This window comes from [Zimmermannella] alba NBRC 15616, assembly GCF_001570905.1.
GTDB classification, from domain to species: domain Bacteria; phylum Actinomycetota; class Actinomycetes; order Actinomycetales; family Microbacteriaceae; genus Pseudoclavibacter; species Pseudoclavibacter albus.
In genome coordinates this window covers 434,260-450,423 of record NZ_BCSO01000001.1, presented here as the reverse complement: position 1 = coordinate 450,423, position 16,164 = coordinate 434,260, and the positions used below count along the sequence as shown (strand labels likewise).

15 protein-coding genes, 4 tRNA genes and 1 pseudogene are annotated in these 16,164 nt (G+C 63.0%); 7 read left to right on the top strand and 13 right to left on the bottom strand.

The genetic code is table 11. The features are described from left to right. Positions 1–2: 2 nt before the first annotated feature. Positions 3–2,030 (bottom strand): threonine--tRNA ligase, encoded by a 2,028-nt coding sequence (gene thrS, locus ZAL01S_RS02125; protein ID WP_066078951.1) that lies wholly within the window; start codon positions 2,028–2,030, stop codon positions 3–5. Between the two features lie 329 nt (positions 2,031–2,359). Between thrS and ZAL01S_RS02120 the strand changes: the two genes are divergently transcribed. After that, the gene (locus ZAL01S_RS02120) at positions 2,360–3,028 is read left to right on the top strand and encodes a hypothetical protein (protein ID WP_159421544.1); all 669 of its coding nucleotides are present in this window, start codon (positions 2,360–2,362) and stop codon (positions 3,026–3,028) included. Between the two features lie 798 nt (positions 3,029–3,826). On the opposite strand, the gene ZAL01S_RS10210 is transcribed toward ZAL01S_RS02120, so the two are convergent. The 9 genes and pseudogenes from ZAL01S_RS10210 to ZAL01S_RS02070 form a co-directional block, all read right to left on the bottom strand. Beyond that, a complete protein-coding gene (locus ZAL01S_RS10210) occupies positions 3,827–4,342 on the bottom strand; it encodes a hypothetical protein (protein WP_159421543.1) in 516 nt (171 codons plus the stop codon). Then, positions 4,309–4,833, bottom strand: coding sequence for a hypothetical protein (locus ZAL01S_RS10205; protein ID WP_159421542.1), 525 nt, complete (start codon positions 4,831–4,833; stop codon positions 4,309–4,311). Before ZAL01S_RS10205 ends, ZAL01S_RS10210 begins: the two co-directional genes overlap by 34 nt. A 169-nt stretch (positions 4,834–5,002) precedes the next feature. Continuing rightward, positions 5,003–5,985: pseudogene (locus ZAL01S_RS02100) on the bottom strand (IS481 family transposase). Between the two features lie 39 nt (positions 5,986–6,024). Then, positions 6,025–6,798, bottom strand: coding sequence for a MerR family transcriptional regulator (locus ZAL01S_RS02095; protein WP_244875303.1), 774 nt, complete (start codon positions 6,796–6,798; stop codon positions 6,025–6,027). A gap of 48 nt (positions 6,799–6,846) precedes the next feature. Continuing rightward, positions 6,847–7,761: a DUF2268 domain-containing protein gene (locus ZAL01S_RS02090; protein WP_066079371.1), complete on the bottom strand. Its 915-nt coding sequence runs from the start codon at positions 7,759–7,761 to the stop codon at positions 6,847–6,849. Between the two features lie 73 nt (positions 7,762–7,834). Next, complete coding sequence (locus tag ZAL01S_RS02085; RefSeq protein ID WP_066078934.1) at positions 7,835–8,161, bottom strand: hypothetical protein; 327 nt, start codon at positions 8,159–8,161, stop codon at positions 7,835–7,837. A 118-nt stretch (positions 8,162–8,279) separates the two neighbouring features. Further along, positions 8,280–8,351, bottom strand: a tRNA-Val gene (locus ZAL01S_RS02080). A 91-nt stretch (positions 8,352–8,442) separates the two neighbouring features. Beyond that, positions 8,443–8,513: transfer RNA gene (locus tag ZAL01S_RS02075), tRNA-Cys, on the bottom strand. A 47-nt stretch (positions 8,514–8,560) separates the two neighbouring features. Further along, positions 8,561–8,633, bottom strand: a tRNA-Gly gene (locus tag ZAL01S_RS02070). 229 nt (positions 8,634–8,862) lie between these two features. Here ZAL01S_RS02070 and ZAL01S_RS02065 point away from each other — a divergent pair. Further along, positions 8,863–8,938: transfer RNA gene (locus tag ZAL01S_RS02065), tRNA-Val, on the top strand. A gap of 68 nt (positions 8,939–9,006) precedes the next feature. Here the strand turns inward: ZAL01S_RS02065 and ZAL01S_RS02060 are convergent. Continuing rightward, positions 9,007–9,537, bottom strand: a complete 531-nt coding sequence (locus tag ZAL01S_RS02060; RefSeq protein ID WP_083522972.1) for a DUF456 domain-containing protein — start codon at positions 9,535–9,537, stop codon at positions 9,007–9,009. A gap of 69 nt (positions 9,538–9,606) precedes the next feature. Beyond that, the gene (gene zapE, locus ZAL01S_RS02055) at positions 9,607–10,602 is read right to left on the bottom strand and encodes a cell division protein ZapE (RefSeq protein ID WP_083522971.1); all 996 of its coding nucleotides are present in this window, start codon (positions 10,600–10,602) and stop codon (positions 9,607–9,609) included. Positions 10,603–10,827: 225 nt separating this feature from the next. Here zapE and ZAL01S_RS02050 point away from each other — a divergent pair, with 225 nt between their 5' ends. From ZAL01S_RS02050 to ZAL01S_RS02040, 3 genes are all read left to right on the top strand, one after another. Beyond that, the gene (locus ZAL01S_RS02050) at positions 10,828–11,724 is read left to right on the top strand and encodes a sulfurtransferase (RefSeq protein ID WP_066078927.1); all 897 of its coding nucleotides are present in this window, start codon (positions 10,828–10,830) and stop codon (positions 11,722–11,724) included. A 98-nt stretch (positions 11,725–11,822) separates the two neighbouring features. Continuing rightward, the gene (locus tag ZAL01S_RS02045; protein ID WP_066078924.1) at positions 11,823–12,263 is read left to right on the top strand and encodes a SufE family protein; all 441 of its coding nucleotides are present in this window, start codon (positions 11,823–11,825) and stop codon (positions 12,261–12,263) included. Positions 12,264–12,265: 2 nt separating this feature from the next. After that, positions 12,266–13,048 (top strand): RibD family protein, encoded by a 783-nt coding sequence (locus ZAL01S_RS02040; RefSeq protein ID WP_066078921.1) that lies wholly within the window; start codon positions 12,266–12,268, stop codon positions 13,046–13,048. Here ZAL01S_RS02040 and ZAL01S_RS10565 read toward each other — a convergent pair. Beyond that, positions 13,018–14,214 (bottom strand): alpha/beta hydrolase family protein, encoded by a 1,197-nt coding sequence (locus tag ZAL01S_RS10565; RefSeq protein WP_066078918.1) that lies wholly within the window; start codon positions 14,212–14,214, stop codon positions 13,018–13,020. The genes ZAL01S_RS02040 and ZAL01S_RS10565 overlap by 31 nt on opposite strands. A gap of 81 nt (positions 14,215–14,295) precedes the next feature. On the opposite strand from ZAL01S_RS10565, the gene ZAL01S_RS10560 reads away from it, so the two are divergent. Further along, positions 14,296–14,883: a DUF3000 domain-containing protein gene (locus ZAL01S_RS10560; protein WP_066078915.1), complete on the top strand. Its 588-nt coding sequence runs from the start codon at positions 14,296–14,298 to the stop codon at positions 14,881–14,883. Further along, the gene (locus ZAL01S_RS02025) at positions 14,880–16,076 is read left to right on the top strand and encodes a ribonuclease D (RefSeq protein ID WP_083522968.1); all 1,197 of its coding nucleotides are present in this window, start codon (positions 14,880–14,882) and stop codon (positions 16,074–16,076) included. The genes ZAL01S_RS10560 and ZAL01S_RS02025 overlap by 4 nt, the downstream gene beginning before the upstream one ends. Positions 16,077–16,164: the final 88 nt, after the last annotated feature.

Genomic DNA, 16,164 nt, shown 5'->3' with positions numbered 1-16,164 from the left:
GGTTAGACCAGGTCCTCGTCCGTGTTCACAAGCGTGTGCTCGCGGATGGCACGAAGGATGAGCTCCTCGGCCTCGGCAAGCGGCACACCATTGCGCTGCGATCCGTCGCGGAAGCGCAGCGACACCGAACCGTTCGCGCGGTCGTCCTCACCGGCAATGAGCTGGATCGGCACCTTCGCCTTGGCGTGGTTGCGAATCTTCTTCGGCATACGGTCGTCCGAAAGGTCCAGCTCGGCACGAACGCCCTGAGCCTTGAGGCGGTCGATGAACTCGCCAAGGTACTCGCCGTATTCGCCGGCGACCGGGATGCCGACCAGCTGCACCGGCGAGAGCCACATCGGGAAGGCGCCCGCATAGTGCTCAACGAGTACACCGAAGAATCGCTCGATCGAGCCGAAGAGTGCACGGTGGATCATGACCGGACGCTGGCGCGTGCCGTCGGATGCCGTGTACTCAAGGCCGAAGCGCTCCGGCAGGTTGAAGTCGAGCTGAATGGTCGACATCTGCCAGGTGCGACCGATCGCGTCGCGCGCCTGCACAGAGATCTTCGGACCGTAGAACGCTGCGCCGCCCGGATCCGGAACGAGGCTCAGTCCAGAGGCCGTCGCGACCTCCTCAAGCGTGCGCGTGGCTTCTTCCCACACTGCGTCGTCGCCCACGAACTTCTCTTCGTTCTTCGTGGATAGCTCGAGGTAGAAGTCGTCGAGACCGTAGTCCTTGAGGAGCGAGAGTACGAACTCGAGCGTGCGGGTGAGTTCGTCGCGCATCTGCTCACGCGTGCAGTAGATGTGCGCGTCGTCCTGTGTGAAACCACGGGCACGCGTGAGGCCGTGCACAACACCCGACTTTTCGTAGCGGTAGACGGTACCGAACTCGAACAGGCGCAGCGGCAGGTCGCGGTAGGACTTTGCCGAGTCGCCGTAGATGAGGTTGTGCATCGGGCAGTTCATGGGCTTCAGGTAGTAGTCGAAGCCCTCGCGGGTGACCTCACCCTGCTCGTTGCGCTCCTCGTCCACACGCATGGGCGGGAACATGCCGTCGCGGTACCAGTCGAGGTGGCCGGACACCTCATAGAGGTGCCCCTTCGTGACGTGCGGCGTGTTCACGAAGGAGTAGCCGGCGTCAATGTGGCGCTTGCGCGAGTGCTGCTCCATCTCCATGCGGATGATGCCGCCCTTGGGGTGGAACACGGGAAGGCCTGAGCCGAGCTCGTCCGGGAACGAAAAGAGGTCGAGCTCCTTGCCGAGACGACGGTGGTCCCGCTTGAGCGCTTCTTCAATGCGCTCCTGGTAGGCCTTGAGTTCATCCTTCGAGGGCCAGGCGGTGCCGTAGATGCGCTGCAGCTGGGCGTTGGCCTGGTTGCCGCGCCAGTAGGCGGCAGCAACGCGGGTGAGGGCGAAACCGTCACCGATGGCTCGGGTGGACGGAAGGTGCGGGCCTCGGCAAAGGTCCTTCCAGTACACTTCGCCCGTCTTCGGGTCAACATTCTCGTAGATGGTGAGCTCAGCGCCGCCGACCTCAACGTTTTCGCCGTTGTCGGAGCCTGCCGAGCCCTTGAGGCCGATGAGCTCCATCTTGTAGGGCTCTGCGGCCAGCTGCTCGCGGGCTTCAGCGTCGGTCACGACGCGGCGAACGAAGCGCTGACCCTGGCGGACGATGCGCTTGGCTTCCTTCTCGATCGCCTTGAGGTCTTCGGGCGTGAAGGGTTCTTCCGCGTCGAAGTCGTAATAGAAGCCGTCAACAATGGGCGGGCCGATGCCGAGGCGCGTCTGCGGGCGGAAGCGCTGCACAGCCTGCGCGACGACGTGCGCGGTCGAGTGGCGGAGGATTTCGAGGCCGGCCTCAGACGAGATGTGGATGCCTTCAACGACATCGCCCGGGGCAACCTCGCTCCAGAGGTCGCGGAGGTCACCATTCACGCGGATCGCGATGATGTCGCGCTGCCCTTCAAAGAGTGCACCACCAGTCGTGGTTTCAGTCACCTCGACGCGTGGGACGTCAATTGCTTCTGGTGCGTCGGGTGCGCTCACGTGGAACTCCTTGAACGGTGATCGGCTGACGGTTGTCGAACCAAGTGACCATTGTATGACCGCTTGCCGCTTGGCTCCGGTCGACGCTTTCGCGTTGCGTGGCTAGATGCTACGACGTGCCGCGTTCCAGTGCACCGTTCGGATAATGCTGCTCTGGGTGTTGTGGGTATCTGCGTGGATCATCCGTGCTCTGCGCGTTGAGCCCTCTAGAAGGCGGTGTCGTCCTCCCTTTGTTCATCCATGACAATCAATGAGAAACGTTGTTGTCATTGACCGTCGTCATCATCTGAATACCTATTGGTATCGAGCACATTGGATAGGTATTGCTTATGAAGCGGTCAGTCTTGTTCGTTCTTGCGGGGATATTTGCGGCAGCGCTTCCACCTCTTGCCGTGTCTCCGGCGGTTGCTGCTGAGACCGTCGTTGTGGATGACGGATCTGTGACGATTCCCCCGACGCTAGACGCGCCAGTGGAGTTCACCTCAGAGCCAGGGGACTTTAGTGCCCAGATTGAGGAAGGCGCAGGCGCAAGCGATTCTGAAGTTTCGGCGACGCTTGATAATGATGAGAATGCCCTCATCTCTGCGCAGGGCTCACTCACGGTTGAGCTTTCCTTGCCAGTCGGAACCCACGGTGAGGTGTACGAAAGTGACGCGGGCGGAGACGTGCTGGTGCTGACCACAGCAGAAGACGAACTCCTTGGCGCATTCGCAGTTGAGCCCACCTTCGATGAGGCGGGTGCGTCAATCGACACGGAAATCACCTTCGATGGAGAGCGGCTGACGGCCTCAGTTGCACGGGCCAGTGCAGATCGTGCTGTAGCGCTTAGGGCGGGCACAGTTTGGTACTCACGAGTCTGGGTGACCTACCAATCCGGAGGAACGTATGTGGTGAACGCCATTCCCACGGAGCTTGGCCGTCGACAGTCGGCGACGAACGTTCACTACCTTCACGTCCGCCATCTCAAGTCGCTCTTGGGTGCAAAGCCAACCTCGTGACGTCCACGATCGAACAGCAGTTCCTCTGTCACGTGGCCTTGAATCTCTTCGAACAGGGCGCGTGCAACATGGAATCCTGGCGGAAGGGTTTGCCATGGTGGCAGCAAACCAACCCGGTCCACCGATGCAACCCCTAAAGCGATAGGAGACACCATGCGAGCGCTCTGGATCCTATGTGCGACGTCCACTGGTCTGCTGGTCGTCCTCATTGGTGTGCTGCAACTTGGTCTCCAGCTTGGGGAGAACTGGTCGTCGCTCGACGAGGGTGGCCCTCAGTGGCCTCTAGTCGTTGCCTACGGCTTGGCCGGAACCGCGCTCGGGTCGCTCCTGGTGATCGTCTTCTCGAGTCTCTGGAAAAGCTGCACACACAGAAATCTTTTCGGCGTCTCCTCAAGATACACAGTGGCTAGCCGCTCGTTTGTTGTCGTATCAGGAGGGGTGTCGTTGCGACTGCGTGGCGAGGTGTGGGAGCGGGGATCTTGCTGTCGCCGTGGGGGGGGTGATCCCCTGCACTGTTCGGACCCCAGCACATGTCCCCACCGTGTCCATCGCGGAGGCTGCAGGTGGTCAAGCGTGAGCCAGACACCCCCTAATGGCCCCGGTCGAGACGGGACGCTTCCGCTACGTGCCTGTGCCGGTTATTCAGGCGTCGCCTGGGGATGAAAGATTTGAGCAGGAAGACTCGGTCGAGGTCACGGCGCCTCTGCTTGATGCGCAGGATGAGGTAGAGCTGGAAGCCGCGTTTGCACGCTTGCTTAAGCTCGAGGCTTCGCAGGCTAGCTGATGCTTAGCATTTGTCTAGAGGGCGCGATGCGATGCGTTCCAGCGCATCATCAGGTCAACACTTGCGCCTTCGAGAGTGCGCCCCAGCAAATCAATCGTGAACAGTTGACTCTCAGCTGCTGAAGACAAGAAACAAAGGGCTTGCGGTGCTTGCAGCACAACGCGGAGTTCAGTGACAGTTGGGTCACACTCATTCAAGGAGTCCAGACTGGTTGCCACGTCGTACTGAAACAGTGCCCATGACTCCATGAGCGTCGGTTCTACGGGAACTGGGCATCCTCGATCCAACGCGTGGCTATGCACGTTGAGCATGTCGAGGATTTGCAGGCGACTCTCTGGTGCGCTCGAGGCCTGGAGAGTTTTGCCACCGGCAAATGTCACGGTCACCTGGGCTTGGCGAGGGGCGAGTTTGAATTCAGTGACTCGCGGACCTGTGGGCGGTGCTAGCTGCTCAGCCTGAGCAAGCCAGCGAAGCGTTCTAGCCTGCTCGCTGGCTGCTAGCCAACTGTCGAGTTTACGAATGCTGGACAAACTTGCGTTCCTTCGCAGTAGGCCGTGACGACACCAAAGGTCTGGCCCCCTGGGCCATACTTCCGATAATCAACAACGACACGCACCATCACCCAGCCAGCCTTGGGGCTGCCGACTTGGGTTCGGTAGACCCGAGAAGTGCCTTCTTGTTTGACGTCATTGGCCCATTGCGTCACGACGCGCACTGGCTTGGGCGTAAGACCATGGGCCTCGATCTTGTAGGCAGCGTCACGACGCAAGAACACGACTTCGTTGTTCTTGTCAAGCCACTGTTCCACGACAGGACCCCCATACGGAGTAATGACTCCACTCCCCTCTTCCGCGAGTGAGAGTGCGGTCTCTTCAGTCATGTCGATCGGACGAACAATGTCGTCAGTGCTGGTTGTGACTACGGAAGCCTGAGCGGGCGTGGAAAATCCTGTCAGGAGTGCAGCGCAGACAGCGGCCGCGAGTGTCGTTTTTGAAATCGCCTTCCATGCCCGATTGAACATGATTCCCCCGAGTTGTGATGTGCTGGATTGTCACTGCAGTCGACACTCACTCACGTTATCGCTGTAGGTGGATGATTGGGTGGTCGTTCATCGAAATTTAGGCAGGAGATTCCAAGCCGTAAAGAAGTGGGTGTCTCGGGGCGATTCAGAGCGAGCGGATAGCTACTCACTAGTTGTACTGACCGGGGCCGTTCGTCAATCGCGAGAAGGGCGATTGGTTCTCGCAGGCGGTGTGTGGGCGGTGCTGGTTGTAGTGGGGGGGGGAGCCAGTCGGCGAGGGCGTCGCGACGCTCTTGCTCGCAGGTGTAGCAGCGGGCGTAGGCCCACCCGTCGGCCATGGTCCGGTGAAACCGTTCTACCTTGCCGTTGCTCTGTGGACGGTACGGCCGCGTGTACTTCGGCGTGATCGTCAGCGACTCGCAGGTGTCGCGCCACAGGTGCGATCGGTACGCGCTGCCGTTGTCCGACAAGACGCGCTCGATCGTGACGCCGTGGTCTGCGAACCACTCGATGGCGCGGTGCAAGAGGCCGACAGCAGGGACAGCGGTCTCGTCGTCATGCACCTCCGTGTATGCCACGCGGGAGTGGTCGTCGATGACGGTGTGGACGAACGCGTAGCCGAGCTAGGGGTTGTGCCATTTGCTCTTTGGCTTGCCGGGCGTGGCCGCGCGGTTGCGTTCTCCTTGGCGGCGTCCGACGTAGCGCCGCCGTCGGGGATATTCCCGAGCTTCTTCACGTCCACGTGCACCAGCGACCCGGGGTGCGGGTGCTCGTACCGGCGGACCAGCTCGCCTGTCGCGCGGTCCAGGTATGACAGACGGTTCAGGCGAGCAGTGGTGAGGATGCGATGCCCGGTCGATGGAGCGATGCCGAGCCGGGAGGCGAGCTGAACTGGCCTTCCCGCAGCCGGATTCGAAGGCTCACGCACCGCTTCGTGGTCTCCACGCTGGTCTTGCTCGGTGATGTTCTCGCGCGTGACGACCGGTCTTCCATCGACTCGTCAGCCAGGTACCGGTCGACCCATCGCTTGACGGTCGGTCACGACACCTGGAAGCGGGCGGCGACCTCGCTGATCGGCCATCCCTCTTCGACGACCAAGCGGGCGACCTTCAACCGGTGGCGTGGCGTGAGAGCGGCGTTGCTGTGGGACATGGGAAGCTTTCAGGGATCGATGGCGCCTAGGTCCCGTGGTCAGCCATTGACATGCGTCTCAAGGTTCTGGGCAGTATGGATGCGCAGTGCTTGCGCTGCTAGCTGGGCAGCGGCTTTGCTGCCGAAGGACTCATGGAAGTCGGGGTTGGTCTCGTACATCGCGGCCATGCCGCGGATCATGGCAGCGGATTGAACCGGGTCTCCGGCGTGGGTGGGGGTTCCGGGGATCTCGGCGAACCATGCGACGTGGGTTGCGGCGTGTTCTTGCGCGGCATCACCTTCTGGGGTGGCGTGCTCACGGGCGAGCTCAGCCCAACGCGCGAGCAACTGCTCCGAGCGGTTCTTCCAGCGACGTTGCTGTGCAATGGACTTCGAGTGCCACCAGGTGTTTGACGCCTCGAACGCCTCATGGCCCCACCGGGTGACCACTTCGTCGCGGTAGCGGTCGTTGAAGCCCTCAAGCATCACGTCCATCTGCGGTTCCCGACCCGAGCGACGCATGGCCAAGGTGTGCTCGACAGCAGCGATCCGTTGCTCGATCACCGCCTGCTCATCGCGCAATTGCTCCAGGTGGGAGCACAGTGCGGTGATCTCGCTGTCACGGGACTGGTCCACGTCCAGTGCTGCCGCAATGTCTGCCAGGGCCATCCCGGTACGACGCAGCAACAAGATGCGTTGCAGGCGGGCAACCGCATCGGGCCCGTAGTACCGGTACCCATTAGACCCGATGCGGTCAGGCTCGAGCAGCCCGATCTGGTGGTAGTGACGCAAGGTCCGTCCGCTGATGCCCGCGCGTTCGGCGAGTTCGTGCACGGTCCATTCCACGGGCCTCACCCTTCTCCAGGCTGATGGTCAGGTCGGTCAGTGTGCCCCGGCGTCGTTCAGGTCGAGCGCAGGCAGAGCCACGGCCAGGATGTCGCGCGCGGGAGTGTGGACGTTCTGAGCCGCAGTCGTCCCCGTCGCGTCCAGATAAGCCTGCACGATCCGTACACCAGCGGCGTACCCGGCACCGGTCGGCAGGCCGACCGGCTCACCACCGAACAGGCGGGCGGACGCATCGCCCAGAACCCAGGACGCGAAGTCGGCCATGCCGGTGATGTTCAGGCCGGAACTGACCTTGGCCAGGACGGCGGCGTCGGTGCGGGTGCGCTCGTTGACGAAGTGGGTGTAGCCCCGGTCGCCGTACAACTCGGCCGCGAACAGATCTGCCAGGCCCTCGGCGACGACATGCTCGCCGACGGTGACAGTGACCGGATCCCAGACGACTCCGCCCGGGGAGTACCGCACGTTGTGATGCAGCTCATGTACAGCGATCGCTTCCAACCGGTCCAGGACCTGCTCGGTGGGCCACACCGTCATAGAGATGAACCCGCTGATCCCGCCGAACGCAGACAGGCCCTGGATCTCGTGCATGAAGTGGCGGTTCGTCGGGTCGCCGGCAAGGAGAAGGACCCGCAGGTCAGGAACCAGCATCCTCAGATCCCCCGCGGCCAGCGCCGCGACGCCCTCCTGCAGCGCGGCCCTCACCCGCACCCACGCGTCGGCCAGCTCGAGGGCCGTGATCGCCTCTCGGACGCGCTGCTCAGTCTGGACTGTCATGTCGAGGGGGAAACCGAAGTTCTGTGAGTGTACACCCAGCATGTCGACGCCAGGGACGAAGTGGTACATGCCCGCCATCGGTGCCCACAGCTCACGCACCGCATCAGCACGCTCGTGCACCGTATGATCCAGGACACGACGCATCCCGGCCGCGCTGTCAACCACTGAAATGTTCATGGCACTGACGCTAAACATTGCCCCAGCGACAAGGTCAACCCGTCCGCTCGATCAACGTCTCCGATCAGTACAGCTAGAGGGAGACGTCCCGGAGTTCGCCGAGGTCTTCAACTTGAGCGTCGTGGTGTTGGCACGAGGATGATGGGCGGCCACGGAAAGCATCGGCACTTCGGGGTGCATTGGCGTTCGCATGCCCGGCACGGTCAATGACGAAGTCGAGCACAGTGAGGGCTGCCGTCAGCTTGTAGTGGTGGCGCCCCTTTGTGCGGTCATCGAGACGGCGTGCGAGTCGCGTCGCGTTCTTCCGAATGACGTCTTCTCGACCGCGAACGACACGCTGCAGGCCACCACCAATATTAGCGAGTTGTCGATTGCACGGGTGAACACGAGGGTTCATCATGACCTCCATCTGTCGAGATGGAGCGAGCATAAACCAGCTCGCGATATATCGCGTGTGAAGTGCGAGAGGCTGTTGCGCCGCGGACACAAAAAGCCCCCGCCGAAGCGGGGGCTTGCTGTGCGCGATACTGGGTTCGAACCAGTGACCTCTTCCGTGTCAAGGAAGCGCGCTACCACTGCGCCAATCGCGCGTATCTCCGAGGAGATCGCACACGTGATCGTATCGAAGATAGCGAACACGGCCAAGGACGCCCGAAGGCGCCCTCAATCTGTTGTGCACCGAGGTGACGACGGGATTCGAACCCGTGTTGACGGCTTTGCAGGCCGCTGCCTCGCCTCTCGGCCACGTCACCGTGTGGGTTAACCCCGTGCTACCTGGGCCAAGCCCTGGTGACACTCGAGCGGATGACGAGACTCGAACTCGCGACCCTCACCTTGGCAAGGTGATGCGCTACCAACTGCGCCACATCCGCATTTACCTTCCGAACTCTGGGCTGCTTTCGCTTCCCTCGTTCGGCGCGTCAATGACTCTAACCGAATCGGGGACGATTGCAAAATCTCACCCAACAACAACTTAAAACCCCAGGTCACACGGCGTGGCGAACGTGACGCGCGTGAACTCGTGTGACGAACGTGACGTGCGAGCATGCCGATCGCGATGCAAAGCGTGCATTTTTGTGGCATAGTTGATCCTCGTTGTAAGGGCGATTGGCGCAGCTGGTAGCGCGCTTCCTTCACACGGAAGAGGTCGTCGGTTCGAGCCCGGCATCGCCCACCACGAAATGGCCCCGCAGGAACACTCCTGCGGGGCCATTTACTGTCTCTGGCGAGACATATCGTGTGCGCCTAGTTCGCGTTCCACCACATGAAGTGGCACACGATCGCGACAGCAAGCAAGAGCACCGAGGTGAGCGCACAGCCCATCTCGATGAGCATGCCGATGCCGAGGGCCTTGAGCGCTGCGAGGCTCGAGTCCACCGCATCCCCCCAATCGCGCACGCGGTAGTACTCGGCGCCCACAAGGCCAACCACGAAGCCGATCAGGAGGCCGAACGCCGGCAAGACGAACATGCCGACAATGCCGACGAGGATGGCGATCGTGACGCTTCGGGTCGGGATCTCGCGCTGTTTCAGTCCACGGCCTGTCAACACGGCACCGCTGATGTTGCCGATGAGGAGCAGCACTGCGGCAATGCCGAAGAACACCCATCCCCCGACCGTGCCACTCACGATCGCCCAGATGAGGAATCCCACGGCAATCGTGATGCTGCCGGGCAACACCGGCAGCACGATGCCAAAGAGGCCAATGATGGACAGCACGACCGCCGCAATCGCGGCGAGAATGTCCGGATCGATCGTCACATCGCCAATTTGCATGCTTCGACGCTATCGAGACAGCAGGCGCTCATCCTGATAATGGAGCGGGCCGTCTCGCACGGGCATGCGCTACGAGAGGTGGTCTGCCTCGGGAATGTTCGCTGCGCCAGTGGACGCGATGAGTCGCGAGACACAGCGCAGGTACTTCTTGCGGTAGCCGCCGTCGATCATGCCGCCAGCAAAAATGCCGTCGAGCGAAACGCCCGAGGCAATGATCGGGATCTCCGCGTCGTACACACGGTCGATGAACGCCACGAAGCGCAGGGCATCTGCCTGGTCGTGCAACTCGTGGACGTCATCGAGGGCGAGTGCTGTGACGCCTTCGATCATCCGGATGTACTTCGAGGGGTGCACCTTCGCGAGGTGGGCAATCAGATCGTCAAAGCGGTCGTGTGCCACGACTCCCCCGGCCTTGACGCGCTCATCCACGAGGCGGGCGAGGCTCCCGTCGCTCACGCGCACCGCGTGGCCCTCGAAATCACGGCGACGGTAGTCGGTGCCGTCGATACGGAGGGTCTGGAACACATCCGCGAGCTTCGTGATCTCACGGAGGAAGTCCTGGGCAGCGAAGCGGCCTTCGCCGAGGGCATTCGGCGGCGTGTTACTCGTGGCCGCAATGGAGGTACCCGAGTCGACAAGCTCGCCGAGGAACTTCGACATCATCATCGTGTCGCCCGGGTCATCGAGCTCGAACTCGTCGATAGCAATGAGCTGGCAGCCGCGCATCGTACGCACGGCCTCCTGGTAGCCGAGGGCACCAATGAGCGAGGTGTACTCGAGGAAGGTGCCGAAGTACTTGCGGCCCGGGTGTGCGTGCCAGATCGAGGCGAGCAAGTGGGTCTTACCCACACCGAAGCCACCATCAAGATAAATGCCCGGCTTCATTTCGGGCTGACGCTTGAACATGCCAAAGAAGCCACCCGAGGACTTCGTCTGCGGCTTCTTCCCGGCAAAGCGCATGCACATCTCAACCGCTTCTGCCTGCGAGGGGTATTCAGGGTCGGGCCGGTAGCTCTCGAAACTCGCCGTATCGAACTGCGGCGGCGGCACGAGCGCCGCGACCATTTGCTCGGGCGTGACCTCCGGCTGCAGTTCAGTGAGATGGAGAATTCGGCCGTCGCTCACGCGCACATCCTTCGTCAAACAGGGGCAGGGTTCGGGGGTACAGCCTACGCGCGTCACACTTCGACATTTCTCGCGGCGCGAACGAGTTGGAGAGCACAATCGCCTACGCTGAGTGATTGCTGTTCGCTCCAACCTCGAGCAGGCCGTCGTCCCGAGGAGTCTCTGATGCCCGTTCCCGCAGAAGTCAACGATCGATTCGCCGGTTACGCTCACCCCGAGCGGCTCGTGTCAACCGAGTGGGTGGAAGCCCACCGCGGCGACGAAGGACTCGTCATCGTGGAATGTGACGAAGACGTCCTCCTCTATGAAGTTGGGCACATCCCTGGCGCCCTCAAGCTCGACTGGCATGTGGACCTCAACGACCCGGTTCGCCGCGACTTCGTTGACGGGGAAGGCTTCGCGAAGCTCCTGTCCGAACGCGGCATCTCGCGCGACGACACGGTCGTGTTCTACGGCGACAAGTCGAACTGGTGGGCGGCATACGGGCTCTGGATTTTCGAGCTCTTTGGTCACGAAGACGTTCGCCTCATGGATGGCGGACGTGATGCATGGATCGCCGAGGGCCGCGAACTCACGACCGAGCGACCGACGCCGACCCCGAGCAACTACCCCGTCATCGAGCGCGACGACCGCACGCTCCGCGCCTTCCGTGACGACCTCATGCAGCACTTCGGGAAGCCGTTTATCGATGTCCGCTCCCCCGAGGAATACGCTGGCACCCGCACGAGCGCACCGGACTACCCCGAAGAAGGCGCGCTCCGCGCAGGACACGTACCGACCGCAGCATCCGTGCCGTGGAAGAAGGCCGTAGATGAGACGGGCCGCTACCGTCCAATCGAAGAACTCAACGCGCTTTACCGCAACGAAGCTGGCCTGAACGACAGCGACGACGTGATCGTGTACTGCCGTATTGGTGAGCGCTCGAGTCACACGTGGTTCGCGCTCAAGCACCTGCTCGGGATTGACGGTGCGCGCAACTACGACGGTTCGTGGACGGAGTGGGGCTCCCTTGTCGGCGCTCCGATCGTGACTGGCGAAGAACGCGGCGACCTCCCCCGCTGACTCGATCCTGCGACGACGCCCTTCGAGACAGGCCGGTTCGGTACCCTCGTGGGGCGTCGTCTCGTTCGACGAAACACCGGCACATTTCGAGGAGCTGTATGACTCTGCCCGCGTTCTTCACTGAGCTTCGCGCCGACATTGAGGCGCTGCCGGATCAGGAGAAGCTCAACCTGCTCCTCGAATTCGCGAACGATCTGCCTGAGCTTCCCGAGCACCTCGCGGACCACCCTGACCTCATGGAGCAGGTGCTCGAATGTCAGTCACCCGTCTACCTCTTTGCGGAACTCGACGACGAGCAGAAGGTGCACATTCACGCCACGGCCCCCAAGGAGGCGCCCACCACGCGCGGTTTCGCGTCGATCCTCGCGCAGGGTGTCGAAGGCCTGGGTTCCGAGGAATTTCTTGCACTCCCGGATGACACGCCCTTCGAGCTCGGACTCACGCGCATCGTGTCGCCGCTGCGTCTGCGCGGCATGGTTGGCATGATTGCCCGCGCCAAGCGGCAGGTGCGTGAGGCACTCGCCGGCAACGAAGGCTAGCTGTGGCAGCGATCGACTCCATGCCGAGCGCTACGCAGCTCACGCTCCTGCGCTCGCGCAGCAGAGATGTGGCGCCCACCATCGACCTCGGCAACGACACAGCCAAGGCAGAGCTTGACCGTTGGTATACGACGCCAGCCTCGTGGTGGCGGATGAACATGATCGGCAGCCTGAACGGCAAGGTCGCAGGCCCTGATGGGACAAGCGACTCTCTCTCGAACCGTGCCGACCGGGCTATCCTGCAGCGCATTCGAGCGATGAGTGACGCCGTGCTCGTCGGTGCGGAGACCGTGCGAAACGAGCAGCATGCGCCCACTGGCGGCGGCACGCTCGTTATTGTCACCGGCTCGGGAAATCTCAGCGGCCACCGGCTCCCGCGAGAAGAAGCCGAGACGAATTGCCTCGTGCTCTGCCCGCCTGTCGCACGTGCGCGGGTTGACGAGACGCTCCCCGGGGCACCCGTCCTACATCCCCCGCTCAAGGACGACGCCGTCGACGTGTCGGCCCTGCGTTCAGTGCTTGCCGATGAGGGGTACGGACGTGTGGTGGTTGAAGGTGGACACCGCCTCATCACCCAGTGCCTCGACGCGGAACTCCTGGACGAAGTGTGTCTCACCGAGGCGCCTGTCTTCGGTGCGCCGGATGCCACTGACCTCCCCGGCTCTCGTCGCGAACAGCACTGGCAGCGTTATCTCTTGGCCTCTGACGAGCTCGGCTACCTCTATCACCGACTCGTACGCGAAGAGTGCCTCCTTCACCTCTCCGCCCGACGAGGGCAGCGGTGACGCCTGAACCAGGCGCGGACGACATCGTTCCACCGTGTGGGGTCGTCGTTCCACAGGCGCGTGTGGAGGCCGCGCGGGAAGATCTCGAGTTGAACAAGCTCCGGCCGTAGTCGGTGGAGTCTGCGGCTTGAGCGGTACGGCACGACGCGATCTTGCTTCGAATGCAGGATGAGGATCGGCACGCGAAGTTCATCCCCACGCTCGTGCACTTCTAGCCGTTCGAGTTCGAGCGGGTCGGCGACACCCGTGGTGAGCGGAGCCAGCGGCGAACGGAGCAGGCGCCACGCGAGCGGCGCAATCCACGGCAAGAGTCCAATCTCCCGCGCTTCGAACCGGAAGACGTCGAGCCAGCTCGTGACGGGCGATTCGAGCATGATGGCAACCACGTCTTCCGCGTCCCCGTCGAGGAGCGTCGCGAGCACAGCAGCCCCACCCATCGACCACCCCACGAGCATGATGCGCGTCGCACCGTGAGACCGTGCGTACCGCAGCGCGGCCGCGACATCCTGCGCCTCGGTGAGCCCGAGGCCGTAGCGTCCATCGGCGCTCGGCCGCCAATCGGCGTCGTTGCGGTAGCTGATGACGAGACTCGTCCACCCCTCGCGATGCGCTTGGCGGACACCACGCAGCGGTTCGCGGCGACTCGCACCGCGACCGTGAACGTGAATCGCCCAATCATCGTTCGAGGATGCCTGCGGGAACAGCCACGCGGGAAGTGCGCCGAGTTCCGTAGCAATCTCAACGTCTTCAACCGGGATCTCGAGCTCGGTGTGCGTGAGTTCGGGTGCGGAGGTGTACCGCACCCACTGGGCATCCCAGGGCGCGGCACCGTTCCACGCGACCACGCGCCGGGTCACGCTCCGCCGGGTTTGTTCGACGATGTCCCCGAGCAAGGCAACACCGTCCCGGTAGAGAACCGTGTAGCTGCCTGGCGCACGAGCCTCGACCACAGCCCGCGTCGTGAGCGTGTGCGTCTGTTCATCCGCCCGCATGACCCGGACGGGTTCGCGCTTGCGCTTCGCCGGACGAACAATGGCCCGCGCCGCAGTCACCGTGCTGGTCACCGTGACGGCACCAAGCGTGATCAAGGCACCGAGGAGCGCCCAGCTCGTGACCTTGAGGGCAGACGCAATCGTCGATGCACAGTGACGCTGCGGCTCGGACATGTCTCGCTCTTTCTGGGCAGGGGCGCGGGGAATCGGCGCGCCTGGGTGAGGCATGGTCGTGTCGAGTCTAATCTCGCCAGCGTGGTTGTCTCCTTGCACCGTGTAGCTCCCCGCTTCGATGCGGCCGCAGCCTCCGTGCGCGCCGTCGAGTTCCGCTCTGAGCTCGTCGTGAGCGAGATCCGTCCACCAGCCAATCTCGCGCCGGAGGCCCTTGCACTCTCGGGCGACGTCCAGCCGCGAGTCCACGGCGAGGACTCCGATCTCGGCACGGGCCGCTTCATCCTGCTGCACGACGAGGCTGAGCCGGAAGCCTGGCGTGGTGACTTCCGCGTCGTCTGCTTTGCCCAGGCGCCGCTCGAAACGGAGATTGGCGTGGATCCCTTCCTCGCCGATGTAGCCTGGTCGTGGCTCATTGACGCGCTCGACTCACGCGGCGCTGCCTACGATCACCCCTCTGGGACCGCCACCACCATTAATTCCAAGGGATACGGCGAACTTGCCGAGCAGGGCGAAGGTGCCCAGATTGAACTCCGCGCCTCGTGGACGCCGCGCGACCTCGACCTCGGCGCACATGCCGCCGCCTGGGGTGAACTCCTGTGCATGCTCGCGGGTCTTCCGCCGGTTGAGAGTGAGGGCGTGACGGTTCTTCGTCCCCGGAGGCGCGCGTGAGCGACCGAGATACTGAGCGTCTGAGCGAGGGCGGCCTCGACCTTATCGACACCCCTGAGGAGCTCGAGGCCGCATGTGCGCGCCTGGAAGCAGGTCACGGGCCCGTTGCACTCGATGCTGAACGCGCTTCGAGCTACCGCTATTCTGAGCGCGCCTACCTCGTGCAGATATATCGCCGAGGTGCCGGGACGCTCCTCATCGACCCGCTGGCCTTTGAGAACCTCTCACCCCTCAACGACGTCATCGCCGACGAAGAGTGGGTCTTCCACGCCGCCGCCATGGATCTGCCCTGCCTGCGCGAGCTGGGCCTCCATCCCGTCCGAATCTTTGACACTGAACTCGGAGCGCGCCTGCTCGGTCTCGAGCGTGTTGGCCTCGGTGCGGTCACGGAAGAACTTCTCGGCGTCCGCCTTGCAAAGGCCCACTCCGCGGACGACTGGTCAACTCGCCCTCTGCCCGAAACGTGGCTGGCCTACGCGGCTCTTGACGTTGAGGTGCTTGTGGACCTTCGGGATGTCCTGGAAACGAAGCTCGCCGAGGCAGGCAAGTCCGTCTGGGCCCAGCAGGAATTCGCTTCCGTGCTCGCCCGGGAAGTGCCCGCGAAACGCGAACCCTGGATGAAGTTCGTCGGCACCCGCACCCGTCACGCCCGAACCGTCGCCATCGCGCACGAGCTGTGGCACGCCCGCGATGAACTTGCCCGCACCCGGGACGTCTCCCCCGGCCGACTCGTCCCCGACCGCTCCATGGCGCTCATTGCCCAGAAGCCGCCGCGCACGAAGCAGCAGCTCGCCGAGCTTAAGGAGTTCCAGGGCCGCGAGTCCCGAACTGAGCTTGACCGGTGGTGGAAAGCCATTGAGCGCGGCCGTGATGCTGATCTTGCGCCGTTCCAGGCGCCACCGCGAGACCCGGACGCGATGCCGCACCACCGCAGCTGGAAGCAGCGCCACCCTGCTGCGCATGAGCGCTACCAGGCAGTGAAGCACCTCGTCGGTGAGCTAGCCGAGGAGCGTTCGCTCCCGATCGAGAACCTGCTCACTCCTGATCACCTGCGCCATCTCGCGTGGAATCCGCCGGAGCCCGTTTCCCCGGCAAGCGTGGCCATCGAGCTTGTCTCGCTCGGCGCTCGCCCCTGGCAGATCGAGGAGACCGCAACTATGCTCGCCGCGGTTCTGGTGAGTTTCGACAAATAACTTCACGTAGAGACAGTTCGCGCTCGTCGATATTGTCCAGTCAAGTCGTTCTTCAGGAGAGCCTCCCTACGATGTGTGCCAAGCAACG